We start from the raw sequence: 21478 nt of genomic DNA on the forward strand, positions 1-21478 counted from the left end.
CCGTTCACAGCGGAATGTTCCCGTGCTTGCGCCACGGGTTCTCGAGCTTCTTCTCGCGCAGCATCACGAGCGAGCGGCAGATGCGCTTGCGCGTCTCGTGCGGCAGGATCACATCGTCGATGTAGCCGCGTGCACCGGCCACATACGGGTTCGCAAAGCGTGCCTTGTATTCGGCTTCGCGTGCAGCGAGTTTCTCGGGGTCGTTCTTGTCTTCGCGGAAGATGATTTCCACCGCGCCCTTGGCGCCCATCACCGCGATCTCGGCGCGCGGCCAGGCGAGGTTGACGTCGCCGCGCAGGTGCTTGGAAGCCATCACGTCGTACGCACCGCCGTAGGCCTTGCGCGTGATGACGGTGATCTTCGGCACCGTGCACTCCGCATAGGCGTAGAGCAGCTTGGCGCCGTGCTTGATGATGCCGCCGTACTCCTGCCCGGTGCCGGGCATGAAACCGGGCACATCGACGAAGGTGACGACCGGAATGTTGAACGCATCGCAGAACCGCACGAAGCGCGCGGCCTTGATGCTGCTCTTGATGTCCAGGCAGCCCGCCAGCACCAGCGGCTGGTTCGCCACGATGCCGACCGTCTGGCCTTCCATGCGCGCGAAGCCGATCACGATGTTCTTCGCGTAGTCGGGCTGCAGCTCGAAGAAGTCGCCGTCATCCACCACCTTGAGGATCAGTTCCTTGATGTCGTAGGGCTTGTTCGGGTTGTCGGGCACCAGCGTGTCCAGCGAGTAGTCGGGCCGGTCGGCCGGGTCGCCCTGGCCGTTGTTGCCCAGGCGCACCGGCGGCTTCTCGCGGTTGTTGAGCGGCAGGTAGTTGTACAGGCGCCGCAGCATCATCAGCGCCTCGACGTCGTTCTCGAACGCCATATCCGCCACGCCGCTGCGGGTGGTGTGGGTGACGGCGCCGCCGAGTTCCTCGGCCGTCACGGTTTCGTGCGTCACGGTCTTCACGACCTCGGGGCCGGTGACGAACATGTAGCTGGAGTCCTTCACCATGAAGATGAAGTCGGTCATGGCCGGCGAATACACCGCGCCGCCTGCGCACGGGCCCATGATCATGCTGATCTGCGGCACCACGCCCGAGGCCATCACGTTGCGCTGGAACACGTCGGCATAGCCGCCGAGCGAGGCCACGCCCTCCTGGATGCGCGCGCCGCCCGAATCGTTCAGGCCGATGACCGGTGCGCCGACTTTCATCGCCTGGTCCATCACCTTGCAGATCTTTTCGGCATGCGCTTCGCTGAGCGCGCCGCCGAAGACGGTGAAGTCCTGGCTGTACACGAACACCAGGCGCCCGTTGATCATTCCGTAGCCGGTGACCACGCCATCGCCCGGGATCTTCTGCTCGGCCATGCCGAAATCGACCGATCGGTGCTCGACGAACATGTCCCACTCTTCGAAGGTGTTGTCGTCGAGCAGCAGCTCGATGCGCTCGCGCGCGGTGAGCTTGCCCTTGGCGTGCTGCGCGTCGATGCGCTTTTGCCCGCCGCCCAGACGCGCCTGGGCGCGGCGCTTTTCGAGTTGTTCGATCAGTTCTTGCATGGTGTGCTTCCGAAGCTGTGGTCTTGAATGAGATGGCTCATGGCCTGGCCGTGATGGCCGCTGCGGCGAGCAGGCTGCGCGCCGCGGTCGATGCGGGCAGCGCGCCCTGCGCCACCTGCTGGGTGAGTTGCGGCAGCAGTTCGCGCACCTGCGGGTGCTGCCTGAAGGCTTGCTTCAGCCCCGCGTCGATGCGTTCCCACATCCATGCGGTGGCCTGCTTTTCGCGGCGCTTGGCGAGCTTGCCGTTGGCGGTCTGCAGTTGCCTGAATTCGGTGACGGCATCCCAGAACGCATCGACGCCCGTGCCCGCCAGCGCGCTGAGCTGCAGCACCCTGGGCAGCCAGAAGCGCACCTCGGCACCGCTGTGCGCGTCGTGCACCGCATGCGCGTGGTCGGGGTTGCCCTGGTGGCCGAAGAGGCGCAGCGCCGAAGTGATCTGCGCCTGCGCGCGCGTGGCGGCATCCTTGTCGATGTCGGCCTTGTTGATGACGACGAGGTCCGCGAGCTCCATCACGCCCTTCTTGATCGCCTGCAGGTCGTCGCCGGCGTTGGGGAGCTGCATCAGCACGAACATGTCGGTCATGCCGGACACGGCGGTTTCGCTCTGGCCGACGCCCACGGTCTCGACGATCACGACGTCGTAGCCGGCGGCCTCGCACACCAGCATCGCCTCGCGCGTCTTCTCGGCCACGCCGCCGAGCGTGCCGCTCGACGGGCTCGGGCGGATGTAGGCGCGCTCGTGCACCGAGAGCCGCTCCATGCGCGTCTTGTCGCCGAGGATGGAGCCGCCCGAAACCGTGGACGAGGGGTCGATAGTGAGCACCGCGACGCGATGGCCCTTGTCGATCAGCAGCAGGCCGAGCGTTTCGATGAAGGTCGACTTGCCGACACCTGGCACGCCCGAGATTCCGAGGCGAAAGGAATTGCCGGTGCGCGGCAGCAGCGCTGTGAGCAGCTCGTCGGCTTGCGCGCGATGGTCGGTGCGGGTCGATTCGAGCAGCGTGATCGCCTTGGCGATCGCACGGCGCTGCATGGACGCAGCGCCGGAAACAATGCCGTCCAATAAAGCGGAAGGAGCCAAGGATCGGGACGAAACGGTATTCATATCCTCCCCCACCAACCGTTCGGGCTGAGCTTGTCGAAGCCGGGGCTGTGTGGTGGATAGCCCCTCGACAGGCTCAGGGCGAACGGTTGCGGCGGGGCTAACAGTTGTAGTTGTATTGGGATGATCGACGGTTTCGGTGCGAACAAGGGCTCCGCGACTATCCCCCGCCCGTTCGGGCTGAGCTTGTCGAAGCTGTCCCCGCGCGCCGCTGGACTTCGCCAGTTCCTTGATGCGGTCCCATTCGCCCCGAATCAAGGCCTCCTTCTTCGCCCGTGACCACCCCTTGATCTGTTGCTCGAAGGCTATTGCCTCTTCACGCGCTTCGAACTCACCCTGCCATACGAGTTCGAGCGGCTTGCGCATTGCGGTGTATCCATCATTTCCATCGACGTGCTGACGCAGCCGAATATCTATGTCGTCGGTATGGCCCGCGTAGTACGAGCCATCCGAACAGCGCAACAGGTAGACGAAAAAGGGTTTCACAAGGATGGTGGAAGGCTTCGACAAGCTCAGCCCGAACGGGTGGTTGCATGTGAACGGACATCTGAAGGGGTTGTGGCGCCCTGGACGCGCCAGCGGTAATGCAGGTCGACGCCCTCCTCGCCTTCGAGCACGAAGCCGTGGCGCAGGTAGAAGCGGTTGGCATCGCTCTGCACGAGCGCGGTGAGCTTGATGTCGAGGTTCTTCTCTCTTGCCTCGGCTTTGGCCCAGCGCATCACCCATTCGCCGATGCCGCGGCCCTGGAAGCCGGTGCGCAGGTACAGGTGATCCAGGCGCAGCGCATCGGCGCCCTCGGGCTTGAGCGTGACGAAGCCCACGCGCTGGTCGCCGTCGAGCACGATGTGATGCATGAACGGCACCACGAAACCAGCGCTCAGCCGTTCGCGCGAACGCGTGAGGTCGAAGCGCCCGACACGCTCCAGGCTCGGGCGCATCGCATCGATGCGCACGGCCAGCATGTCTTCGAAATCGCTGGAATCCACGGGCTGCAGCGACAGCCGCGACAGGAGATCGCCCACGTCTGGCGTCCCGCTCAGGCCGCGACCGCCGCGCGGATCTGCTCCAGCACGTCCTTCGCGCTGGCCGGGATCGGGGTGCCCGGTCCGTAGATGCCCTTGACGCCGGCTTCGTAGAGAAAGTCGTAGTCCTGCCGCGGAATCACGCCGCCGACGAACACGATGATGTCGTCCGCGCCCTGCTTCTTGAGCTCATTGATGATGGCGGGCACGAGGGTCTTGTGACCGGCTGCGAGGGTGCTCACGCCGACGGCATGCACGTCGTTCTCGATGGCTTGCCGCGCGCACTCTTCGGGTGTCTGGAACAGCGGCCCCATGTCCACGTCGAAGCCCAGGTCGGCGAAGGCCGTGGCCACCACCTTGGCGCCGCGGTCGTGTCCGTCCTGCCCCAGCTTGGAGATCATCACGCGCGGACGGCGCCCCTGCGCTTCGGCGAAGGCGTTGATTTCGGTCTTGAGGTTTTCCCAGCCTTCGGCCGAGTCATAGGCAGCTGCGTACACACCGGTCACCTTTTGCGTGTCGGCCCGATGGCGGCCGAATGATTTTTCGAGCGCGTCCGAAATCTCGCCCACCGTGGCGCGCAGGCGCACCGCGTCGATGCTCAGCGCGAGCAGGTTGCCCGTGCCGTTCTCGGCCGCTTCGGTCAGCGCATCGAGCGCGGCCTGCACCTTGGCGGTGTCGCGCGAGGCGCGTATCTTCTGCAGCCGCGCCACCTGCTGATCGCGCACCATCACGTTGTCGATCGAGAGGCTGTCGATCGCATCCTCGTTCTTGAGCTTGTACTTGTTGACGCCCACGATCACGTCCTTGCCCGAGTCGATGCGCGCCTGCTTTTCTGCGGCGGCCGCCTCGATCTTGAGCTTGGCCCAGCCGCTGTCGACCGCCTTGGTCATGCCGCCCATCGCCTCGACCTCTTCGATGATGGCCCAGGCCGCATCGGCCATGTCCTGCGTGAGCTTCTCCATCATGTAGCTGCCGGCCCAGGGGTCGACCACGTTCGTGATGTGCGTCTCTTCCTGGATGATGAGCTGCGTGTTGCGCGCGATGCGCGAGCTGAACTCGGTGGGCAGCGCAATCGCTTCGTCCAGCGCGTTGGTGTGCAGGCTCTGCGTGCCGCCGAACACAGCGGCCATCGCCTCGATGGTGGTGCGCACGATGTTGTTGTACGGGTCCTGCTCGGTGAGCGACCAGCCCGAGGTCTGGCAGTGCGTGCGCAGCATCAGGCTCTTGGGGTTCTTTGGCTCGAACTCCTTCATGATGCGGCACCACAAAAGGCGCGCGGCGCGCATCTTGGCCACTTCGAGATAGAAGTTCATGCCGATGGCCCAGAAGAAGCTCAGGCGCCCGGCGAAGCCGTCGACATCGAGGCCCTTGGCCAGCGCGGTCTTCACGTATTCCTTGCCGTCGGCCAGCGTGAATGCGAGTTCGAGCGCCTGGTTCGCACCGGCTTCCTGCATGTGATAGCCGCTGATGCTGATCGAGTTGAACTTGGGCATGTTCTCTGCCGTGTACTCGATGATGTCGCCGATGATCCGCATGCTCGGCGCCGGCGGAAAGATGTAGGTGTTGCGGACCATGAACTCCTTGAGGATGTCGTTCTGGATGGTTCCGCTCAGCTGGTCCTGCGCCACGCCCTGCTCTTCGGCCGCGACCACGTAGCCCGCGAGCACCGGCAGCACGGCGCCGTTCATCGTCATCGACACGGAGACCTTGTCCAGCGGGATCTGGTCGAACAGGATCTTCATGTCCTCCACCGAATCGATCGCCACGCCGGCCTTGCCGACGTCGCCGGTCACGCGCGGATGGTCGCTGTCGTAGCCGCGGTGGGTGGCCAGGTCGAAGGCCACGCTCACGCCCTGGCCGCCCGCAGCCAAAGCCTTGCGATAGAACGCGTTCGATTCCTCGGCGGTCGAGAAGCCGGCGTACTGGCGGATGGTCCAGGGGCGCACCGCGTACATGGTGGCCTGCGGGCCGCGCAGGTACGGCTCGAAGCCGGGCAGCGTGTCGGTGTACTTCAGGCCCTGCAGGTCGGCCGCGGTGTAGAGCGGCTTGACGGTGATGCCGTCGGGCGTGATCCAGTTCAGCGCATTCACGTCGCCGCCCGGTGCGGACTTGGCAGCGGACTTGGCCCAGGCACCGAGGTCGGCGGGCTTGAAGGTGGGTTCGGGTGTGCTGCTCATGAGGGGGACGCCGCTTTGCAGTTGTCTTGCAGGGGATTACGGAGGGATTCGCAAATTCGCTTGCAGGGATTTGCAAGCCGGCCGCGAGTCTAACCGATCCGTAATTATTAATTCAAACCCAATTTTTGCGGTACATTCCTGCCCATGTCCGCTGTCACCCTCACCCCGCGAGCCCTCTACGAAGAGGTGGCCGAGCTGCTGCGCCAGCGGATTTTCCGCCGCGAGCTGGAGCCCGGCAGCTGGATCGACGAACTCAAGCTGGCCGAGGAATACGGCATCAGCCGCACCCCGCTGCGGGAAGCCCTGAAGGTGCTTGCCGCCGAAGGGCTGGTGACGATGAAGGTGCGCCGCGGCGCCTACGTGACCGAGGTGTCCGAGCAGGACCTGGCGGACGTCTATCACCTGCTCTCGCTGCTGGAGAGCGATGCGGCCGGCGTGGTCGCCGAGCGCGCCACCGATGCCGAGCGCGCCGAGCTGAAGAAGCTGCACGCCGAGCTCGAAGCCGCCGCCGCGCCGGGCAAGGAAGACCGGGAGCATTTCTTCGCGGTGAACGAGCGCTTCCACATGCAGTTGCTGGCCATCGCCAACAACAAGTGGCGCGACCAGATGGTGGCGGACCTGCGCAAGGTGATGAAGCTCAACCGGCACAACTCGCTGCTGAAGGCCGGGCGCATTGCCGAGTCGTTGGCGGAGCACCGGTCGGTGATGGCCGCCATCGAGGCACGCGACGCCGCGGCGGCCATGGCCCGCATGCGCGAGCACTTCACGAGCGGCCTCGAAGCGGCCGCATAGGCTCACCCCCAGGCTTCGCGCACTTCGTGTCGCTTCGCCTTCCCCCTTCCGGGGGCGATACCTGCGGCCCGGCAAAGCCGGTTCCGCGGTATCCCGCGAAAAGGCACGCCTTGTTTGCGTTCAGTCGCGGATGGCTGTGCCGGCTTCGGCCGCGATCCGCCGGGCCGCTTCCAGCAGCCGGGGCGCCACGCGCTCCAGCATGACGTCCTTGGGCAGCAGGTAGGCGGGGCCGCCGCAGCTCAGCCCGTAGCGTTCGCCGCGCGGCCCCTGCAGCGCAAAGCCGAGGGCGTGGATGTGGGGATGCCACTCGCCGAACGAGCTGCAGTAGCCCAGGCGCTCGTATTCCTCGATGCCCGCCATCAGCCGCGGCGCCACGGAAAACCAGTTCTCGCCCGTCTCGATGCGGATCTGCTCCAGCAGCGCGTCGCGCTCGGCCTGCGGCAGTGCCGCCAGGTAGGCCCGGCCCGCAGCCGAAGTGGTGATCGACAGGCGCGAGCCGACCTCGATGCGCGAACTGATGAGGGCGGAACGCGGCCGCAGCGAATCGATGACGAGCAGGTCGAGATCGTCGCGCACGCCCATGTGGATGCTGGCGCCCGCGAATTCGGACAGCTCCGTCAGGTGCGGCCGCGCCACCGTTCGCAGGTCGAAATGCAGCAGATAGCGGCTGCTCATGTCGAGCAGCGCCGGCCCGAGGCTGAAACGCTCGCTGTCGCGCGACTGGCGCAGGTAGCCGGCGCCTACCAGCGTCGCGGTCAGCCGCGAGACGGTGGCCTTGGGAATGCCCGTCGTGTCGGCCAGATCCCGGTTGCCCATCGGGGCGGCAGCCATCCCGATGGTCTTGAGCAGTGACAAGCCGCGTGCGAGCGCGCTCACTTCCTCTTTGCTGCCAACAGCTTCACTCATGAAGAACCTTTTTTGTTTCCCTGACCTCTTTATTCTTGAGCAAAAACAGGTGCACAAGCCACACTTGTTGTTGCATTGTTTCGGAACCATGTTCCGTTAAAAGACGATGAAATGCCCCGATACAGGGGCTAAAAAGGGCGTTTTCGGGCAAACAAAGACACGAAATCTCCGAGTTGGAGAAGGCCCGAGTGAGCGGTGGAAGCAGAAAGCCGGCCTCGGCGGCCGGCCCGGTCAGGCGGCCTGCGCGACCGGCTCGTGCGCCAGCGCCATCACCTCGTGCGGCGGACGCGTCTTCATCCGATGGTCGCTCCAGACCTGCCGCCAGCGGCGCGCACCGGGCAGGCCGTTGCGCAGGCCCAGCATGTGGCGCGCGATCGACGACCACTGCGTGCCGTGCTCGGCCGCCTCGCGAACCATGTAGTCGCACATCAGCGACTCCACCTCTTCGCGCGTCAGCGGCTGCGGCGCGGCGCCGAAGAATTCGGCGTCCCACTCGGCCAGCCACCAGGGGTTGTGATACGCCTCCCGCCCGACCATCACGCCATCGAGCAACCGCAGGTGTTCATGCACTTGTTCGTTGACGGAAATGCCGCCGTTGATGGAGAACTTCAGGCCTGGAAAGTCGTGCTTCAGCCGATGCACCAGCGCATAGCGCAGCGGCGGAATTTCGCGGTTCTGCTTCGGGCTCAGGCCCTGCAGCCACGCGTTGCGCGCATGGACGATGAAGGTATCGCACCCCGCCTCGCTCACTTGGCCGACGAAGTCGCGCACGAACTCGTAGCGCTCGATCTTGTCGATGCCGATGCGGTGCTTGACCGTGACGGGCACGCTCACCACATCGACCATCGCCTTCACGCAATCGGCCACCAACTGCGGCTCGTTCATGAGGCAGGCGCCGAACGCGCCGCGCTGCACGCGCTCGCTCGGGCAGCCACAGTTGAGGTTGATCTCGTCGTAGCCCCATTCCTCGCCGAGCTTGGCGCAGTGCGCGAGGTCGGCCGGCTCGCTGCCGCCGAGTTGCAGCGCCACGGGATGTTCTTCAGCGTTGAAGCGCAGGTGCCGGGGCACGTCGCCATGCACCAGCGCGCCTGTCGTCACCATCTCGGTGTAGAGCAGCGCGTGGCGGGACATCAGGCGGTGGAAGTACCGGCAATGACGGTCCGTCCAATCCATCATCGGGGCAACGGAGATGACCTTCTCTTCCAAAACGCGTGATCCTGTGGTGTCGACATCGGCCCGGACATCGGGCAGAGAAGGCGGCGATTTTCTCACGCGGCCAGCGCGAGCGCCTCGGTCAACTGCTCGACCGTATAGGGCTTGCGCAGCCAGGCGGTCCCCGGCAGCGGCTTCGCCGGTTGCGCCTGCCCGGTCACGAAGATCACGGGCACGCGGTAGTCGCGCAGCAGCCGCTCGGCCAGGTCGTGCCCCGACAGTGCGGGCAGGCCGATATCGACCATCACCACATCGAAGGCGCCCTCGAAGAAGCGCGAGATCGCGGCCTCGGCGCTTTTGACGCCCGTGGCCCAGTGCCCCAGGGCCTCGAGCAGTTTCAGGGTGGCAGCGAGCGTGTCCGCGTCGTCCTCCACGAGCAGTACACGAAGCTTGGGTGGCGGGGCATTTGTCATTGCGTGACATTTTTCCAGACAACAAGGCCTGCTGCAGCCACCTGGGCCCACCACCCTACAGGGATGTACGACAGATGGCGGCGTTGTCTTACTCGGCGCCGGGAGTCCGTCCCGACAATGACGTCCTCGGCCGAGACAAGCCGATGGACCGCACCTCGCTTTCGTACACAACAATGACCCGCATCTATCTCATAGAAGACAACCCTCTGATCGCGACGACGCTGACCGACGGGCTGCAAGCATTTTCCGAATGCGATGTCATCGGCACCGCAACCACTTCCGATGAAGCCATCGACTGGCTCAAGGCCAACCCCGGCGAATGGGATGCGGCGGTGATCGATGTATTCCTCGCCAAGGGCAACGGCCTGACCGTGGCGCAATACCTGAAAGACAACAAGCTGCCCGAGCAACGTACCGTGGTGCTCATGAACTATGCGACCTCGGAAGTGCGCGAAGGCGCGCTGTCGGCGGGCGTCGACGCTGTGTTCGACAAGTCGCTGCAACTGGAGGCCTTCTACGACTTCTGCGCGAAGCTGAACATCACGCCCCGGCGCTGACACAATCGGCCGCGTGCCGATCTTCAAACACTGCCTGCCCCTTGCAAACACCCTTGCAATCACTCTTGCACTGACGCTCACGCCGGCCTTCGCGCACGCGGCCGACCCGCTTCTCCTCGTCACTTCTCCTTCTGCCCTGCAAGCCGCCGAAAAATCGGGCGCCAGCTTCGCCCACTGGATCGGCGATGCGCCCGCGTCGCCCGAAGGCATCGCCACCAACCAGGCCTTGATGCGCTCTGCGGCCTGGCAATCCATCGCCACGACGCTCGGCGAAAGCCTCGCGCGCATCCAGCGCACGGACAAGCAGGCCGGCGTCGGCATCTCGCGCTATCCGCACCGGCTGTTCGATGTGCGCTGGCTCGCGAGCCCCGATGCTTTTTTCGAACTGGTCGGCGTGGCCAACCGCATGGACCGCCGGCCGTTCCAGAACGGCGCATGCGGCGAGACGCGGCTCGTGTACCGGCTCGCCTATCGCACCGCAGCCATGCAGTCGCGCCTGCCGATGACCATCAATTTGGAACTGCGCGGCGATGCACCGGATGCGAACGGAAGCTGCGCCAGCGCCGCGCGGCTTTGGCAACCGCCGCAGGCTTCGATGAAGGACGAGGCGCTCGGCCGCTGGCTGGTGTCGACAGAAGGTCCGCTCGCACCGCAGCGCCTCGCACCCGCGCGCATCGCGCAGGTCACCACCAACCTGCAGAGCGTGCGCTGGCCTTCCGCGGTGCGGCCCGATCTCGGCGGCCATGCCGAGTACATGCTGCGGGCCTTCCGATGGAACGCCGGCACGAAGCGCTTCGATGTGGCCCCGCTCGAGAACACGCCCGATGTCGCGCGCCTGAAGGCCAACGCGCCGCTGCGCAAGGAACTTCAGCAGTGGCTGCAGCAGCCCGCCAACCTGCGCGCGCTGGACGAAGCCTCGGTGCAGATTCCTGAAAAATTCCTCGCGACGGAATCAATCTCCGTTGCGCCGCGCGGCCTTGCGCGCCTTGCGAACCGGCCGTTCGCGCAGGTCTTCTCACCCGGCGAGTGGCAGGCCGTGCCCGGCAGCCGCACGCTGCAATCGCCGCAGGCCGTGCTGCGCCGGCTCGACGATCTGAGCTGCGCGGGTTGCCACCAGAGCCGCGCGGTCGCGGGCTTTCATCTGCTGGGCATCGACCGGCGCGGCGCATCGCGCACCTTCACGACCGGCAACGCGCTCGCCTTGCCGCACTCGCCGCATCTGCAGGACGAACTGGCGCGCCGCGGCACGTATGTGCGCGCCGCGCTGTCGACGCCGCAGCCCGATCCGTTCCGGCCGCTCGCCGAGCCGGACGTTCCAAACCCCGCACCCGAGAAAGCCACCGTCGGCGCAAGCTGCGAACCCACGCGCATCACGCAGTCCGCCAACCCGTGGCTGGACCGCGCCGAAAAGCTGCCGCGCGTCGCGTGCGAAGGCGTGTTCTCCGTGTGCGAGAAAACCTCGGTCGGCTTCCCCGGCGGCATGTGTTCGGGGCCGTGCGATCCGCTCGACAAGAACGGCACCTGCGGCGGCATCGCCATCCTCAGCGACTTCAACCAGTGCCTTGCCGCGAGCAAGCCCTTCGGTGAATGCCTCGCCAAACACACGCGCCCCGGCAACCTGCGCAGTTGCTCGGTGCAGCAGCCCTGCCGCGACGACTACATCTGCGCACAGGCCGAGGGCCAGCCCGAGGGGCGCGGTGCGTGCATTCCGCCTTACTTCCTTTTTCAGATGCGGGTGGACGGCCACTCCTGAGATCGCTCATTCGTTCGATATTGGCCGCATCAGGTTTCGGAGATTGCTTATCGCAGCGGCTTTAGCGATGCGAGCCACTTCAGCCACTGTTTCAGGAACCAGCTTGGAAAACCGCCGGGTGGCTATCGGAAAGCGCTGGATTGAGGCTTAGCTCGTTCGAGTGAGGTGTGGTCAACGCATGTACGGAGCCAATCCTTTCCACTCAAGTCATCGGATAGCGCAAAGTGATTGGCTGCCTAAGCCCACGATCGGCAAAAGCCGACACATAGAAAGCACTCACTCGATCAACCAACTCGTCGCGGTGGAGCGGCGTCAAGCCAGGAAAAGGCATCGTCATCAAGCTCGTTTGAAGCAACGGATGGTCGGCATTCAAGTTCATCGAGCCGCCGGTCGCCTGCTCGTAAGCAAGTTTCAGCGTGAACAGTTCGAGGGGAAAAGATTGCGACCACCCCCCGAGATCCAGGATAGATGCGTACTGCGATGGCCTGCGCCGGTTGACAGCGTCGATTCCGTCATACCCCAGGCACTGCGCAACCCGGTAATCGCAATAGTCCACCAGTGCTGCTGCGAAGCTTGCCGGATTGTGTGCAGTGGTCAACAACGGGCCATACGCTTTCCAAGCGGAGACATCTTTGGAATCCGGCCAGCGACGAGTTGCAAGAGTGACCTGAAGCATCTCAGTGAATTCCCGGCCAGGGGTGTCAGCTTTGTAGTCGTAAGCGTTCTTGATCACACCGCCACTGAGAAAAAGATTGCACAAGTGCAGTGCGATCCAATTGGAGAACTCTGCTTCACCGCACGCTGCCGCCAAGCCCTGCCAGTTCAGCATTTCATAAAAGGCGTCGTCTGGCACCACGTCGCTCCAGTTCCCGGTCGATCGCTCGGCAAGGTCAAGCTCGACATGCCAGTAGAACAATGCAAAGGCTCGTCGAAGCAGAACATCCGCCTCGGAGGTGGCGTTCCAGCGCGCAACGATGGCAGTGCACGCCGCGTCTAATGCAATTGAGCGCGAGTACCCGATCGCTGGGCTAATTCGCCCCTGTGCGAGGTTAGCGTCAAAGCTCAAGACTGAACCGAGTGAGTGTCTTTCTCTTTCGACAAGTCCTGCTTGCTTCCAGATTGCTTGTACCGATTCAGCACGGTTGCCTTTTTCGGGTTTGATCACACGGGCCATTTTTTTGCCTCCACACCGCTCATTTTGATTTTGGGATCAATGGCCACGTAGTCAACGAACTGCACGGTCCTTGGCACTGGGCACGCCTGATGCCCGCTCTTGTGATGCATGGGTTCTATGCCAGTGTCCAGTGGGCTTTACTGTTTCCTCCTTGGGCAAGTCCGAGGTCATCAAGACCAAGTTTGCCATCGGTTCTGCTGCATCGCCATGCTGGTAGGCCGCACCGGCCACCACTGCATCGTGGCCACAAAAAACATCGCTTGCCATTAGATCGCATGCGATCTAATATCCGGCCCATGCCTTCCAAGCACCTCCCCGCCCAACCCGCCGATGCCCCTGTGAGCGATCCGCTGGCATTGGACGAGCAGCTCTGCTTCGCCGTGTACTCCACGATGCTGAGCCTCAACAAGGTGTACCGCGGCCTGCTGCGCGACCTGGACCTGACCTACCTGCAGTACCTCGTCATGCTCGTGCTGTGGGAGAAAGATTCGGTCAACGTCTCCGAAATCTGCAAGCGCCTCGCGCTCGAAACCACCACCCTCACCCCCTTGCTCAAGCGCCTCGAGGCGCGCGGACTCATCCAGCGCGTGCGCTCGGCATCGGACGAGCGTCAGGTCATCGTGTCGCTCACCACAGAAGGCCGCGCGATGCACAAGGAGGCCCGCGCGTTGCCGGCCTGCGTGGCCGAAGCGATGGCGCTGGAGCCCCAGGACATCGGCAACCTGCGCGACCAGTTGCTCGCACTGCGTTCGAACCTCGACAGGAACGCGTGATGGCTCGCCGCATCCGCCTTCCTGTTTGCTCAAGCCATTTATATCGCATGCGATATTAATACATGCGATCTGAATTCAGGCCTTCGTCTATCTCCTCCCTCTCCACCACGTCATCGAAAGAACGCACCATGTCCGCCAACAGCCTGAACAATTCCACCGCCACCCGCCGCAGCCTGCTGCTCGGTGGCGCCTCCGTTGCAGCCGGCGCCCTCGTGGGCACCGGCTTCTCGTCCGCGGCATCCGCCGCTTCCACCGCCGCGCCGAAAGCCGGCGCGGTTCCCACCTCTTCACTCAAAGGAAAGCAGACCATGAGCAACATCATCACGACCAAGGACGGCACGCAGCTCTACTTCAAGGACTGGGGCCCCGCCACCGGCCAGCCCATCGTGTTCAGCCACGGCTGGCCGCTCAATTCCGACAGCTGGGAATCGCAGATGCTCTTCCTCGCCTCGCAGGGCTATCGCGCCGTCGCGCACGACCGCCGCGGCCACGGCCGCTCGAGCCAGCCCTGGAACGGCAACGACATGGACACCTACGCCGACGACCTCGCCACCGTCATCGAGACGCTGGACCTGAAGAACGCCGTGCTCGTCGGCTTCTCGACCGGCGGCGGCGAAGTGGCGCGCTACATCGGCCGCCACGGCACCAAGCGCGTCGCCAAGGCCGCGCTCATCTCGGCCGTGCCGCCGCAGATGCTCAAGACCGCCGCCAACCCCGGCGGCCTGCCCATCGAAGTGTTCGACGGCCTGCGCGCCGCGCAATTGGCCAACCGCTCGCAGTTCTACAAGGACGTGCCCTCGGGCCCCTTCTTCGGCTTCAACCGTCCGGGTGCGAAGGTGTCGCAAGGCCTCATCGATTCGTGGTGGGCGCAGGGCATGCTCGGCGGCCACAAGAACACCTACGACTCGATCAAGGCGTTCTCCGAAACCGACTTCACCGAAGACCTGAAGAAGTTCGACGTGCCCACGCTCATCATCCACGGCGACGACGACCAGATCGTGCCGATCGGCGCCGCGGGCCTGGCCTCGGCCAAGCTGGTGAAGAACAACAAGCTCATCGTCTACCCCGGCGCGCCGCACGGCCTGACCGACACGCACAAGGACAAGTTCAACGCCGACCTGCTGGCGTTCATCAAGTCCTGATCGAGCGATCGGCCCGGTGCGGCATCAGGCGAGATAGCCACCGTCCGCGGTGAGCGCCGCGCCCGTCACGAAGCCCGCATCGGGCCCCGCGAGGTACGCCACGAGGCTGGCGATCTCGCTGTCCTTTCCCATGCGCCCCAGGGCGATCAGCGGGCGCACGCGTTCCCCGATCTCGCCCTGCGGCGACATGTCGGTGTCGGTCGGCCCCGGCTGCACCACGTTCACCGTGATGCCGCGCGGGCCCAGGTCGCGCGCCAGGCCGCGCGTGAGCGAAGCCACCGCGCCCTTGGTCATGCTGTAGACCGACGAGCCCGCGAAGCCGCTGCGGTCCGCCGTCACGCTGCCGATGGTGATCACGCGCCCACCCTCGCCCATGTGCGGCACCGCGGCCTGCGTGGCAACGAACACGGCGCGCACGTTGACAGCCACCATGCGGTCGAAGTCGGCCAGCGCGTAGTTGTCGACCATGCCGTGAATCAGGATGCCGGCGCTGTTGACCAGCACGTCGAGTCGACCGAAGGCCTCCACCGTTCGCGACACCGCCTGCTGCACCGCTTGCGCGTCGGCGCTGTCGGCCTTGATGGCCAGCACCTTGCCGCCCTGCGATGCGATCTCGGCCTCGAGCGCCTTCGCCTTTTCTTCGGATGCTGCATAGGTGAATGCGACGGCAGCGCCGTCCTTCGCGAGGCGGCGCACGATGGCCGCGCCAATACCGCGAGAGCCGCCGGTGACCAATGCGGCCTTGCCGCTCAATGCTGAAGACATAGTGTTTCGTCCTTTTTTAACAGATCGATTGATCCATAATAGAGTCAAAAAATGCGCCCGCAAGGGCGCTCTTCGATTTGCCCGCCCGCCGCCTACTTCAAGCTGCGAACCGCCACCTTCACCACCCCGCGCAGCGTCTCGGCCGGGGCACCGCCACGCGCCGCGATCTTCAGCCCCGAGAGCGTGGCCGACACGAACTGCGCGGCATCCCGCGTATCCACCGCCTTGACGATTTCGCCTGCCGCCTTCGCCTCGGTAATGCGCCGCTCGATGGCCGAGAGCAAGGTGCGGCCCGCCGTATCAGTGAGCAACGACACCTCTGCATCCGAACGGCCGAATTCGCAAATGGCACCGATCCCCAGGCAGCCGGGCTCCGCATCGGTGCTCGGCTTGGAAGCCATCGCGTTCAGCATCGCCTCGATGCCCTTCAGCGGCGAACTCGCGCCGTTGAGCACGCGGATCTGCTCGGCCACGCTGCCCGCGATGTAGTACTGCAGCGCCTCGAGGTACAGCTTTCGCTTGTCGCCGAAGGTGTCGTACATGCTCTGCCGGCTGATGCCCATGGCCTTGAGCAACACCTCGGTGGAGGTGCCGTCGTAGCCGAGGTCGGAGAACACGGGGATCGCGCCCTGAAGGGCGGTCTCGCGGTCGAATGCTTTGGGTCGGGCCATGGGCGCGGAGTATAGATAATTTCGGATCGAATTGTCCATAACCAAGCAATGCCTGCTTGGGCGCAAAGGCTCCTCTTGTTATTTGCGGTGCGCGACGAATATCGCGCCGCATGTACCATCGCCGCCGACGAAAGCCAGCCGCAGAGCCGCACCGCACACGACCGCCTGCGCACGACGGCGATCCGCGCGCAAAGCCAGGCGCGCGAGAGCGGGGAGATCGAGGACGACACCTACCACCGGCTCGAAGAGGAGATGGATTGGGCGGAGCTCAATGCCATTCCTGCCGACGACGTGAGGTTGCAGAGCGTGTAGCGTCTGCGCCCTTCTCTTGCTCCTTCCCCTTCCGGGGGAAGGTTGGGATGGGGGCACGACGGCGTTCAATTCATCGCAGCGCTTTGTCGAACGCCGCTTGCCCCCACCCCCGCCCTCCCCCGGAAGGGGAGGGAGAAAAACCAGGCATCACGCCTCCTCGTACCACCTGTCCTTCGCCAACATCACCCGGTGATGCCCATGCCCCGACGGCATCATCGGAAAGCAGTTCTCCTGCGCCGCGACCTGCACGTCCAGAAAGAACGGCCCTTCGCTCGCGAGGCACTCGGCCAGCGCGGCTTCGAGCTCAGCCGGCTCCGACACCCGCCGCGCCCCCCATCCGAACGCCTTCGCCAGCGCCACGAAATCCGGCAGCGCCTCGTTCCAGCTATGGCTCAGACGGTTGCCGTGGTTCAGCTCTTGCCACTGCCGCACCATGCCCATGTAGCCGTTGTTGCACAGCACCAGCTTCACCGGCGTGCGGTGCTGCACGGCAGTCGACAGCTCCTGGATGTTCATGAGCACCGACGCATCGCCGCTCACGCACACGCACAGCGCATCGGGGTGGCCGATCTGCGCGCCGATGGCCGCGGGCAACCCATAGCCCATCGTGCCCGCGCCGCCCGAGGTGAGCCAATGCCGCGGGCTGTCGAAGCGCAGGTACTGCGCGGCCCACATCTGGTGCTGGCCCACATCGGTCGAGACGATCGCATCGCGCCCGCTGCGGCCGATGGCCTGCTGCAGCGACGACACCAGCTGCTGCGGCAGGATCGCATCCGCGCGCGGCTCGAACTTCAAGCAATCTTCCGCCCGCCAACGCTCGATGCGCGCCCACCACGGCGCCAGCCGCTCGGGCGCGAAGCCCTGTTCGGGCAGCAGCGCCAGCACCGCATCGAGGATCGCCGCGCAGTCGCCCACCATCGGCACATCGACCTGCACGACCTTGTTGATGCTCGTCGGGTCGATGTCGATGTGGATCTTTCGCGCATGCGGGCAGAACTCGTCGAGCTTGCCGGTCACGCGGTCGTCGAAGCGCGCGCCGACGCACACCACCAGGTCGGCCTCGTGCATCGCGAGGTTCGCTTCCAGGTTGCCGTGCATGCCCAGCATGCCGATGAACTTCGGGTCCGATGCGGGGAAGGCACCGAGCCCCATCAACGTCAGCGTGCAGGGCGCGTGCAGTCGGTTCACCAACTGCGTGAAGGCCTCGCAGGCCGCTGGCCCCGAGTTGATGAGCCCGCCGCCGCCGTAGAGCACCGGCCGGCGCGCGGTCGAGAGCAGGTCGGCCGCGCGCTGCAGCATCGCCTTCGGCGGCAGCGCCGCCCGGCTTGTGCGCAGTGGGCGCAATGGCGTCGAGGCGCCACCGTGACCCAGGCGCATCAGCTGGATGTCCTTCGGCACATCGAGCAGCACCGGCCCCGGCCGGCCCGTCGATGCGATTTCGAGCGCGCGCCGCACCAGCGCCGGCACGTCGTCGGCCGCGCGCACCTGCTGGTTCCACTTGGTCACCGAGCGCGACATGCCCAGCGCATCGCTCTCCTGAAAAGCCTGCGTGCCGATCACCGCCGTGGCCACCTGCCCGCTGATGCACAGCACCGGCACCGAATCGCTCATTGCATCGAGCAGCCCCGTGATCGTGTTGCCCACCCCCGGCCCCGAGGTGACCAGCACCACGCCGACCCGCCCCGTGCTGCGCGCATAGCCCTCGGCCGCATGCACCGCCGCCTGCTCGTGGCGCACCAGCACATGGCGCAGCCGCGGCTCGCCGTGCAACGCGTCGTACAGCGGCAGCGCGGCGCCGCCGGGGTAGCCGAAGATCGTGTCGACGCCGCACTCGACCAGCGTATCGAGCAGGGCCTCCGCTCCGTTGCGCACACGGGGGGGCGCTTCGGGGTGAAGGGACAGGGAGGCCGTGAGGGGCAGAACGTTTGGATCAAGCAATCTCATGCCGTCAATTCTTCCGTTATTGATGCAGAATTTGCTTCATTCTTTTGGCTCTTTTGGTCCAATTTATGAAAACCAATCGGAAAACATCAACTTCTGAAGAAGGATCTTTCGACAAGATCGACATGGCCATCCTCCGCGTGCTGCTGCTCGATTCGCGCAAGACCCTGCAGGAAATCGGCAACGAGGTCGGCTTGTCGCCCACCAGTTGCTGGACGCGCATCAAGAAGCTGGAGGCGCAAGGCGTCATCAAGCGCTACACGGTCGATGTCGATCCGGCCAAGCTCGGTTATCACGATTCGGTGATCGTGCAGGTCACGCTCGAGAGCCACACCGACGAGACGCTCTACGACTTCGGCCGCGTGCTCGCGACCATTCCCGAGATCCAGGAGGCCTACCTCGTCTCGGGCGACTACGACTACTACATCCGCATCGCCGTGCGCGACACGCGCGACTACGAGCGGCTGCTGCGCGAAAAGCTCTACAAGATTCCCGGCATCCGGCACAGCAAATCGCACTTCGTGCTGCGGGTGCTGAAGGAAACGAGCGTGCCCGTCATCTGAAGGTGCGGGCATCGCGTTGACCTGAACTCCCCCAAAGGATCTTCGGATGTTCGATTTCTTCAAGAAGAAAAAACCGCCAGCCGCGGCCGCCGCCCCCATCGAGACCGGCCCCGCCGTTCCCCTACCCCTTGCCGGACGCAAGGGACACGTCGGCGCCATCGAGGCGGTGACGCTCGACGGCACGATGTACTTCTTCGGCTTCGACTTCAGCAGCGACCTCGTGCTCTCGCCCCTCATCGCAGACATCGACCTCGCCGCGCGCTTCGCGAGCCAGCACATGGCGCAGCGCGATGGCGCGCACGACGAGGCCTACTGGCGCGAACTCGCGGGCTACGCAGTCGATGGCTCCGAGTTGGCGACCGAAACCGAGAGCCGCAGCTTCAGCACCGAGTCGCTGGCAGCGGCCATCGCAAGCCTCGCTCGCGTGCGCCGCGAAGGCACGGTCGAGCCGGGCTTCGCCATCGAGTACCACCTGCGCTACTTGCTCGGTGCCGCAGGCGGATGGGAAGTGCCGGAAGAAGTCGGCGACGAGGATGCCGACGAATGGATCGACGTCATCAGCGGCAACGAACCGCTGGCCGAAGGCACGACGCTGACGGGCATCGCCGACCGCCTGCAGGCGCACCTGAACGCGCTGGTCGATGCCGCGCCGGGGAACTGGGCTGCGAAGTTCGCGGTATTGAAGGGATGAAAAGCTGATACCGGATTGCGTTCGGCGTTCGGCGTTCGGCGTTCGGCGTTCGGCATTCGGCATTCGGCATTCGGCATTCGGCATTCGGCATTCGGCATTCGGAAAGACAAACCCATAAATCCGTTCACGCTGAGCTTGTCGAAGCGCCGCGCAAGGCTTCGACAAGCTCAGCCCGAACGGTTTGGGCTCAGCCCGAACGGTTTGGGTTCAACCCGAACGGCTTGGGCTCAGCCCGAACGGCTTGGGCTCAGTCCGAATGGTTTGGCTCAAAGCCGCACCAGTTCCACCCGCCGGTTCTTCGCCCGCCCCGCCTCGTTGTCATTCGGCGCCACCGGCTCCGCCGCCCCCGCGCCGCGCGTCGTGAAGCGCCGCGGGTCCACGCCCGCCTTCACCAGCACACCGATCACCGCGACCGCGCGGCGCTTGGACAAGTCGTCGTTGTGCTTCGCTTCGCCCTGCGCATCGGTGTGCCCCACCACGGAGAGCTTCAGCGGCGGGTTGTTGCGCATGAGCTTGGTCATCTCGTCCAGCGTGGGCTGCGACTCGGGGCGAATCACGTCTTTGTCGAGATCGAACAGGATGCCGTAGAGGTTGATGCGCCCCGTCTCGGCCAAGCTCTTCTGCATGGCCGAGGCATCGACGAACACGATCTTGTCGCCATCCATCGCCTTGCTTTCGACCACGCGCACGAAGGCGTGGCTGCCGACATCGGCGTTGTGCTCGGCCAGCGCGATGCTCGCGTACACGGTGCCGGTGGGGCCGGTTTTCTTCGCGAGCAGGTAACGCCCGCTCACCGAAAAGTAGTTGCGCACGTAGTCGCCGCTCTTGCCCAGGCGCGGCCATTCGGGGTCGTCGAAGGCGAGCGCAAAGTCGTAGGGCGTGTTGGTGTCCACGCTGTTGGGGCGCTTCTGGTAGCAGGAGGCGTTGGCGGTGCCGCAGGTGAAGAGCATATCGAAGCCCTTGGCCTTCAGGCTCGCCTCGTAGTTGCGCTGCACTTCGAGCAGCGAGCGGCCGGCCGGCAGCTTGTAGTGATAGAGCGAGATCTTGCCCTCGAGCTTCAGCAGATCGGGCTTGCCGCCGCCCCAGTTCTGGAACGGCTCCTTGATGAGCCCGACCTCGTCGTACGCCGTGACCTTGGTGCCGTCGAGCACCGCGCCTTCGTAACGGCCGACGAGGGGGTGGTCTTTTTCGGGTGGTGCGGCGGCGAAGGCGGCCGTGCAAAAAAGCACGGCCATTGCAGCGAGGAAGGCGAGCTGTTTCATCGGAAACGTCGGAAGGACGTAAGAAGCGGCGACGCCCGGAATGCTAGGACGGGCACGGGCCGTTGTGCATTCGACGGACGGCCTATGCCGTGAGCCGTGAGCCGTGAGCCGTGAGCAGTCGGTCGAGGCACGGGCTCTGCTGGCAGGACGCGGCGACGGCTGACAAACGCATGAGGCCGGATGTCGCTTACTGATTTGGAGGGCGCCGGTGCATCGCGTGGTGAGTCACGCGCTCACCTGAACGAGCCGGTACAGGAGATTCCCGCATGCCAGCAGCGACACACAAAGCGATTCTGGAAAAGGCCAACGCGGCCATCGAGAAAGGCGACTACGACGGATTCCTCGCGCACTGCACCGAGGACACGGAATGGACCTTCGTCGGCGACCGAACACTCAGCGGCAAGCGAGCCGTTCGCGAGTGGATGGCGACGGCCTACACCGAGCCACCCAAGTTCGACGTCCATCACCTGATTGCCGAGGGCGACATCGTCACGGCGCTGGGCGAGATCACGTTGAAGGACGAAGTAGGCAAGGAAACGCGCCATGCGTACTGCGATGTGTGGCGATTTCGTGAGGGCAAGATGGCCGGGCTGCATGCGTTCGTCATCGAAGGGGCGCTGCAGGGCGGGGGCGCTGCGAAGGCGCGGTGACTGTCGCTTGCCTGCATCGGCCGCCATTCGCAGCGACACCGGCGTCAGACC

The 21478-nt window shown here is 65.0% G+C and carries 21 protein-coding genes and 2 pseudogenes; 10 read left to right on the plus strand and 13 right to left on the minus strand.

Translation table 11 applies throughout. The features are described from left to right. Positions 1–4: 4 nt before the first annotated feature. The 5 genes and pseudogenes from VARPA_RS18770 to scpA all read right to left on the minus strand — a co-directional run bounded on the left by VARPA_RS18770 (position 5) and on the right by scpA (position 5850). Positions 5–1549, minus strand: coding sequence for an acyl-CoA carboxylase subunit beta (locus VARPA_RS18770; protein ID WP_013542168.1), 1545 nt, complete (start codon positions 1547–1549; stop codon positions 5–7). 37 nt (positions 1550–1586) lie between these two features. Then, positions 1587–2630 (minus strand): methylmalonyl Co-A mutase-associated GTPase MeaB, encoded by a 1044-nt coding sequence (gene meaB, locus VARPA_RS31390; RefSeq protein ID WP_013542169.1) that lies wholly within the window; start codon positions 2628–2630, stop codon positions 1587–1589. A 297-nt stretch (positions 2631–2927) separates the two neighbouring features. Further along, positions 2928–3137, minus strand: a pseudogene (locus VARPA_RS31680) (GIY-YIG nuclease family protein); the annotation flags it as partial. A 26-nt stretch (positions 3138–3163) separates the two neighbouring features. Beyond that, a complete protein-coding gene (locus VARPA_RS18780; RefSeq protein WP_013542170.1) occupies positions 3164–3673 on the minus strand; it encodes a GNAT family N-acetyltransferase in 510 nt (169 codons plus the stop codon). 14 nt (positions 3674–3687) lie between these two features. Then, the gene (scpA, locus tag VARPA_RS18785; protein ID WP_013542171.1) at positions 3688–5850 is read right to left on the minus strand and encodes a methylmalonyl-CoA mutase; all 2163 of its coding nucleotides are present in this window, start codon (positions 5848–5850) and stop codon (positions 3688–3690) included. A gap of 144 nt (positions 5851–5994) precedes the next feature. On the opposite strand from scpA, the gene VARPA_RS18790 reads away from it, so the two are divergent. Then, complete coding sequence (locus VARPA_RS18790) at positions 5995–6642, plus strand: GntR family transcriptional regulator (RefSeq protein WP_013542172.1); 648 nt, start codon at positions 5995–5997, stop codon at positions 6640–6642. Between the two features lie 120 nt (positions 6643–6762). Here the strand turns inward: VARPA_RS18790 and VARPA_RS18795 are convergent, their stop codons facing one another. The 3 genes from VARPA_RS18795 to VARPA_RS18805 form a co-directional block, all read right to left on the minus strand. Then, positions 6763–7548, minus strand: a complete 786-nt coding sequence (locus VARPA_RS18795; RefSeq protein ID WP_013542173.1) for an IclR family transcriptional regulator — start codon at positions 7546–7548, stop codon at positions 6763–6765. 231 nt (positions 7549–7779) lie between these two features. After that, complete coding sequence (gene dusA / locus VARPA_RS18800; protein WP_013542174.1) at positions 7780–8754, minus strand: tRNA dihydrouridine(20/20a) synthase DusA; 975 nt, start codon at positions 8752–8754, stop codon at positions 7780–7782. Positions 8755–8816: 62 nt separating this feature from the next. Continuing rightward, positions 8817–9173, minus strand: coding sequence for a response regulator (locus tag VARPA_RS18805; RefSeq protein ID WP_013542175.1), 357 nt, complete (start codon positions 9171–9173; stop codon positions 8817–8819). Positions 9174–9346: 173 nt separating this feature from the next. Between VARPA_RS18805 and VARPA_RS18810 the strand changes: the two genes are divergently transcribed. The 3 genes and pseudogenes from VARPA_RS18810 to VARPA_RS30675 form a co-directional block, all read left to right on the plus strand. After that, a complete protein-coding gene (locus VARPA_RS18810) occupies positions 9347–9730 on the plus strand; it encodes a response regulator (protein ID WP_041942954.1) in 384 nt (127 codons plus the stop codon). A 13-nt stretch (positions 9731–9743) separates the two neighbouring features. Then, positions 9744–11483, plus strand: coding sequence for a hypothetical protein (locus VARPA_RS18815; protein ID WP_013542177.1), 1740 nt, complete (start codon positions 9744–9746; stop codon positions 11481–11483). A gap of 39 nt (positions 11484–11522) precedes the next feature. Next, positions 11523–11627, plus strand: a pseudogene (locus VARPA_RS30675) (helix-turn-helix domain-containing protein); the annotation flags it as partial. A 58-nt stretch (positions 11628–11685) separates the two neighbouring features. Here the strand turns inward: VARPA_RS30675 and VARPA_RS18820 are convergent. Continuing rightward, on the minus strand, positions 11686–12657 hold the full coding sequence (locus VARPA_RS18820) for a hypothetical protein (RefSeq protein WP_013542178.1): 972 nt from the start codon (positions 12655–12657) through the stop codon (positions 11686–11688). Between the two features lie 296 nt (positions 12658–12953). Here VARPA_RS18820 and VARPA_RS18825 point away from each other — a divergent pair, with 296 nt between their 5' ends. Together VARPA_RS18825 and VARPA_RS18830 are read left to right on the plus strand one after the other, a co-directional pair. Next, complete coding sequence (locus VARPA_RS18825; RefSeq protein ID WP_013542179.1) at positions 12954–13430, plus strand: MarR family winged helix-turn-helix transcriptional regulator; 477 nt, start codon at positions 12954–12956, stop codon at positions 13428–13430. A gap of 128 nt (positions 13431–13558) precedes the next feature. Continuing rightward, a complete protein-coding gene (locus VARPA_RS18830) occupies positions 13559–14572 on the plus strand; it encodes an alpha/beta fold hydrolase (protein WP_013542180.1) in 1014 nt (337 codons plus the stop codon). Between the two features lie 24 nt (positions 14573–14596). Here VARPA_RS18830 and VARPA_RS18835 read toward each other — a convergent pair whose 3' ends face one another. Then, entirely contained in the window at positions 14597–15337 is a 741-nt protein-coding gene (locus VARPA_RS18835; protein ID WP_013542181.1) for a 3-oxoacyl-ACP reductase family protein, read from the minus strand. Between the two features lie 92 nt (positions 15338–15429). After that, on the minus strand, positions 15430–16008 hold the full coding sequence (locus tag VARPA_RS18840; protein WP_013542182.1) for a TetR/AcrR family transcriptional regulator: 579 nt from the start codon (positions 16006–16008) through the stop codon (positions 15430–15432). A gap of 48 nt (positions 16009–16056) precedes the next feature. Here VARPA_RS18840 and VARPA_RS18845 point away from each other — a divergent pair, with 48 nt between their 5' ends. After that, entirely contained in the window at positions 16057–16320 is a 264-nt protein-coding gene (locus tag VARPA_RS18845; RefSeq protein WP_041942956.1) for a hypothetical protein, read from the plus strand. A gap of 147 nt (positions 16321–16467) precedes the next feature. On the opposite strand, the gene ilvB is transcribed toward VARPA_RS18845, so the two are convergent. Further along, entirely contained in the window at positions 16468–18264 is a 1797-nt protein-coding gene (gene ilvB, locus VARPA_RS18850; protein ID WP_013542183.1) for a biosynthetic-type acetolactate synthase large subunit, read from the minus strand. Positions 18265–18329: 65 nt separating this feature from the next. On the opposite strand from ilvB, the gene VARPA_RS18855 reads away from it, so the two are divergent. Both VARPA_RS18855 and VARPA_RS31140 read left to right on the plus strand, forming a co-directional pair. Next, complete coding sequence (locus tag VARPA_RS18855) at positions 18330–18824, plus strand: Lrp/AsnC family transcriptional regulator (RefSeq protein WP_200861435.1); 495 nt, start codon at positions 18330–18332, stop codon at positions 18822–18824. Positions 18825–18870: 46 nt separating this feature from the next. Continuing rightward, positions 18871–19515, plus strand: a complete 645-nt coding sequence (locus VARPA_RS31140) for a hypothetical protein (RefSeq protein WP_013542185.1) — start codon at positions 18871–18873, stop codon at positions 19513–19515. 266 nt (positions 19516–19781) lie between these two features. Here the strand turns inward: VARPA_RS31140 and VARPA_RS18865 are convergent, their stop codons facing one another. Beyond that, positions 19782–20777: an OmpA family protein gene (locus VARPA_RS18865; protein ID WP_013542186.1), complete on the minus strand. Its 996-nt coding sequence runs from the start codon at positions 20775–20777 to the stop codon at positions 19782–19784. A gap of 266 nt (positions 20778–21043) precedes the next feature. Between VARPA_RS18865 and VARPA_RS18870 the strand changes: the two genes are divergently transcribed. Continuing rightward, entirely contained in the window at positions 21044–21427 is a 384-nt protein-coding gene (locus tag VARPA_RS18870) for a nuclear transport factor 2 family protein (protein WP_013542187.1), read from the plus strand. Positions 21428–21478: the final 51 nt, after the last annotated feature.

Origin of the sequence: Variovorax paradoxus EPS, assembly GCF_000184745.1 — a bacterium.
Lineage (GTDB): Bacteria > Pseudomonadota > Gammaproteobacteria > Burkholderiales > Burkholderiaceae_C > Variovorax > Variovorax paradoxus_C.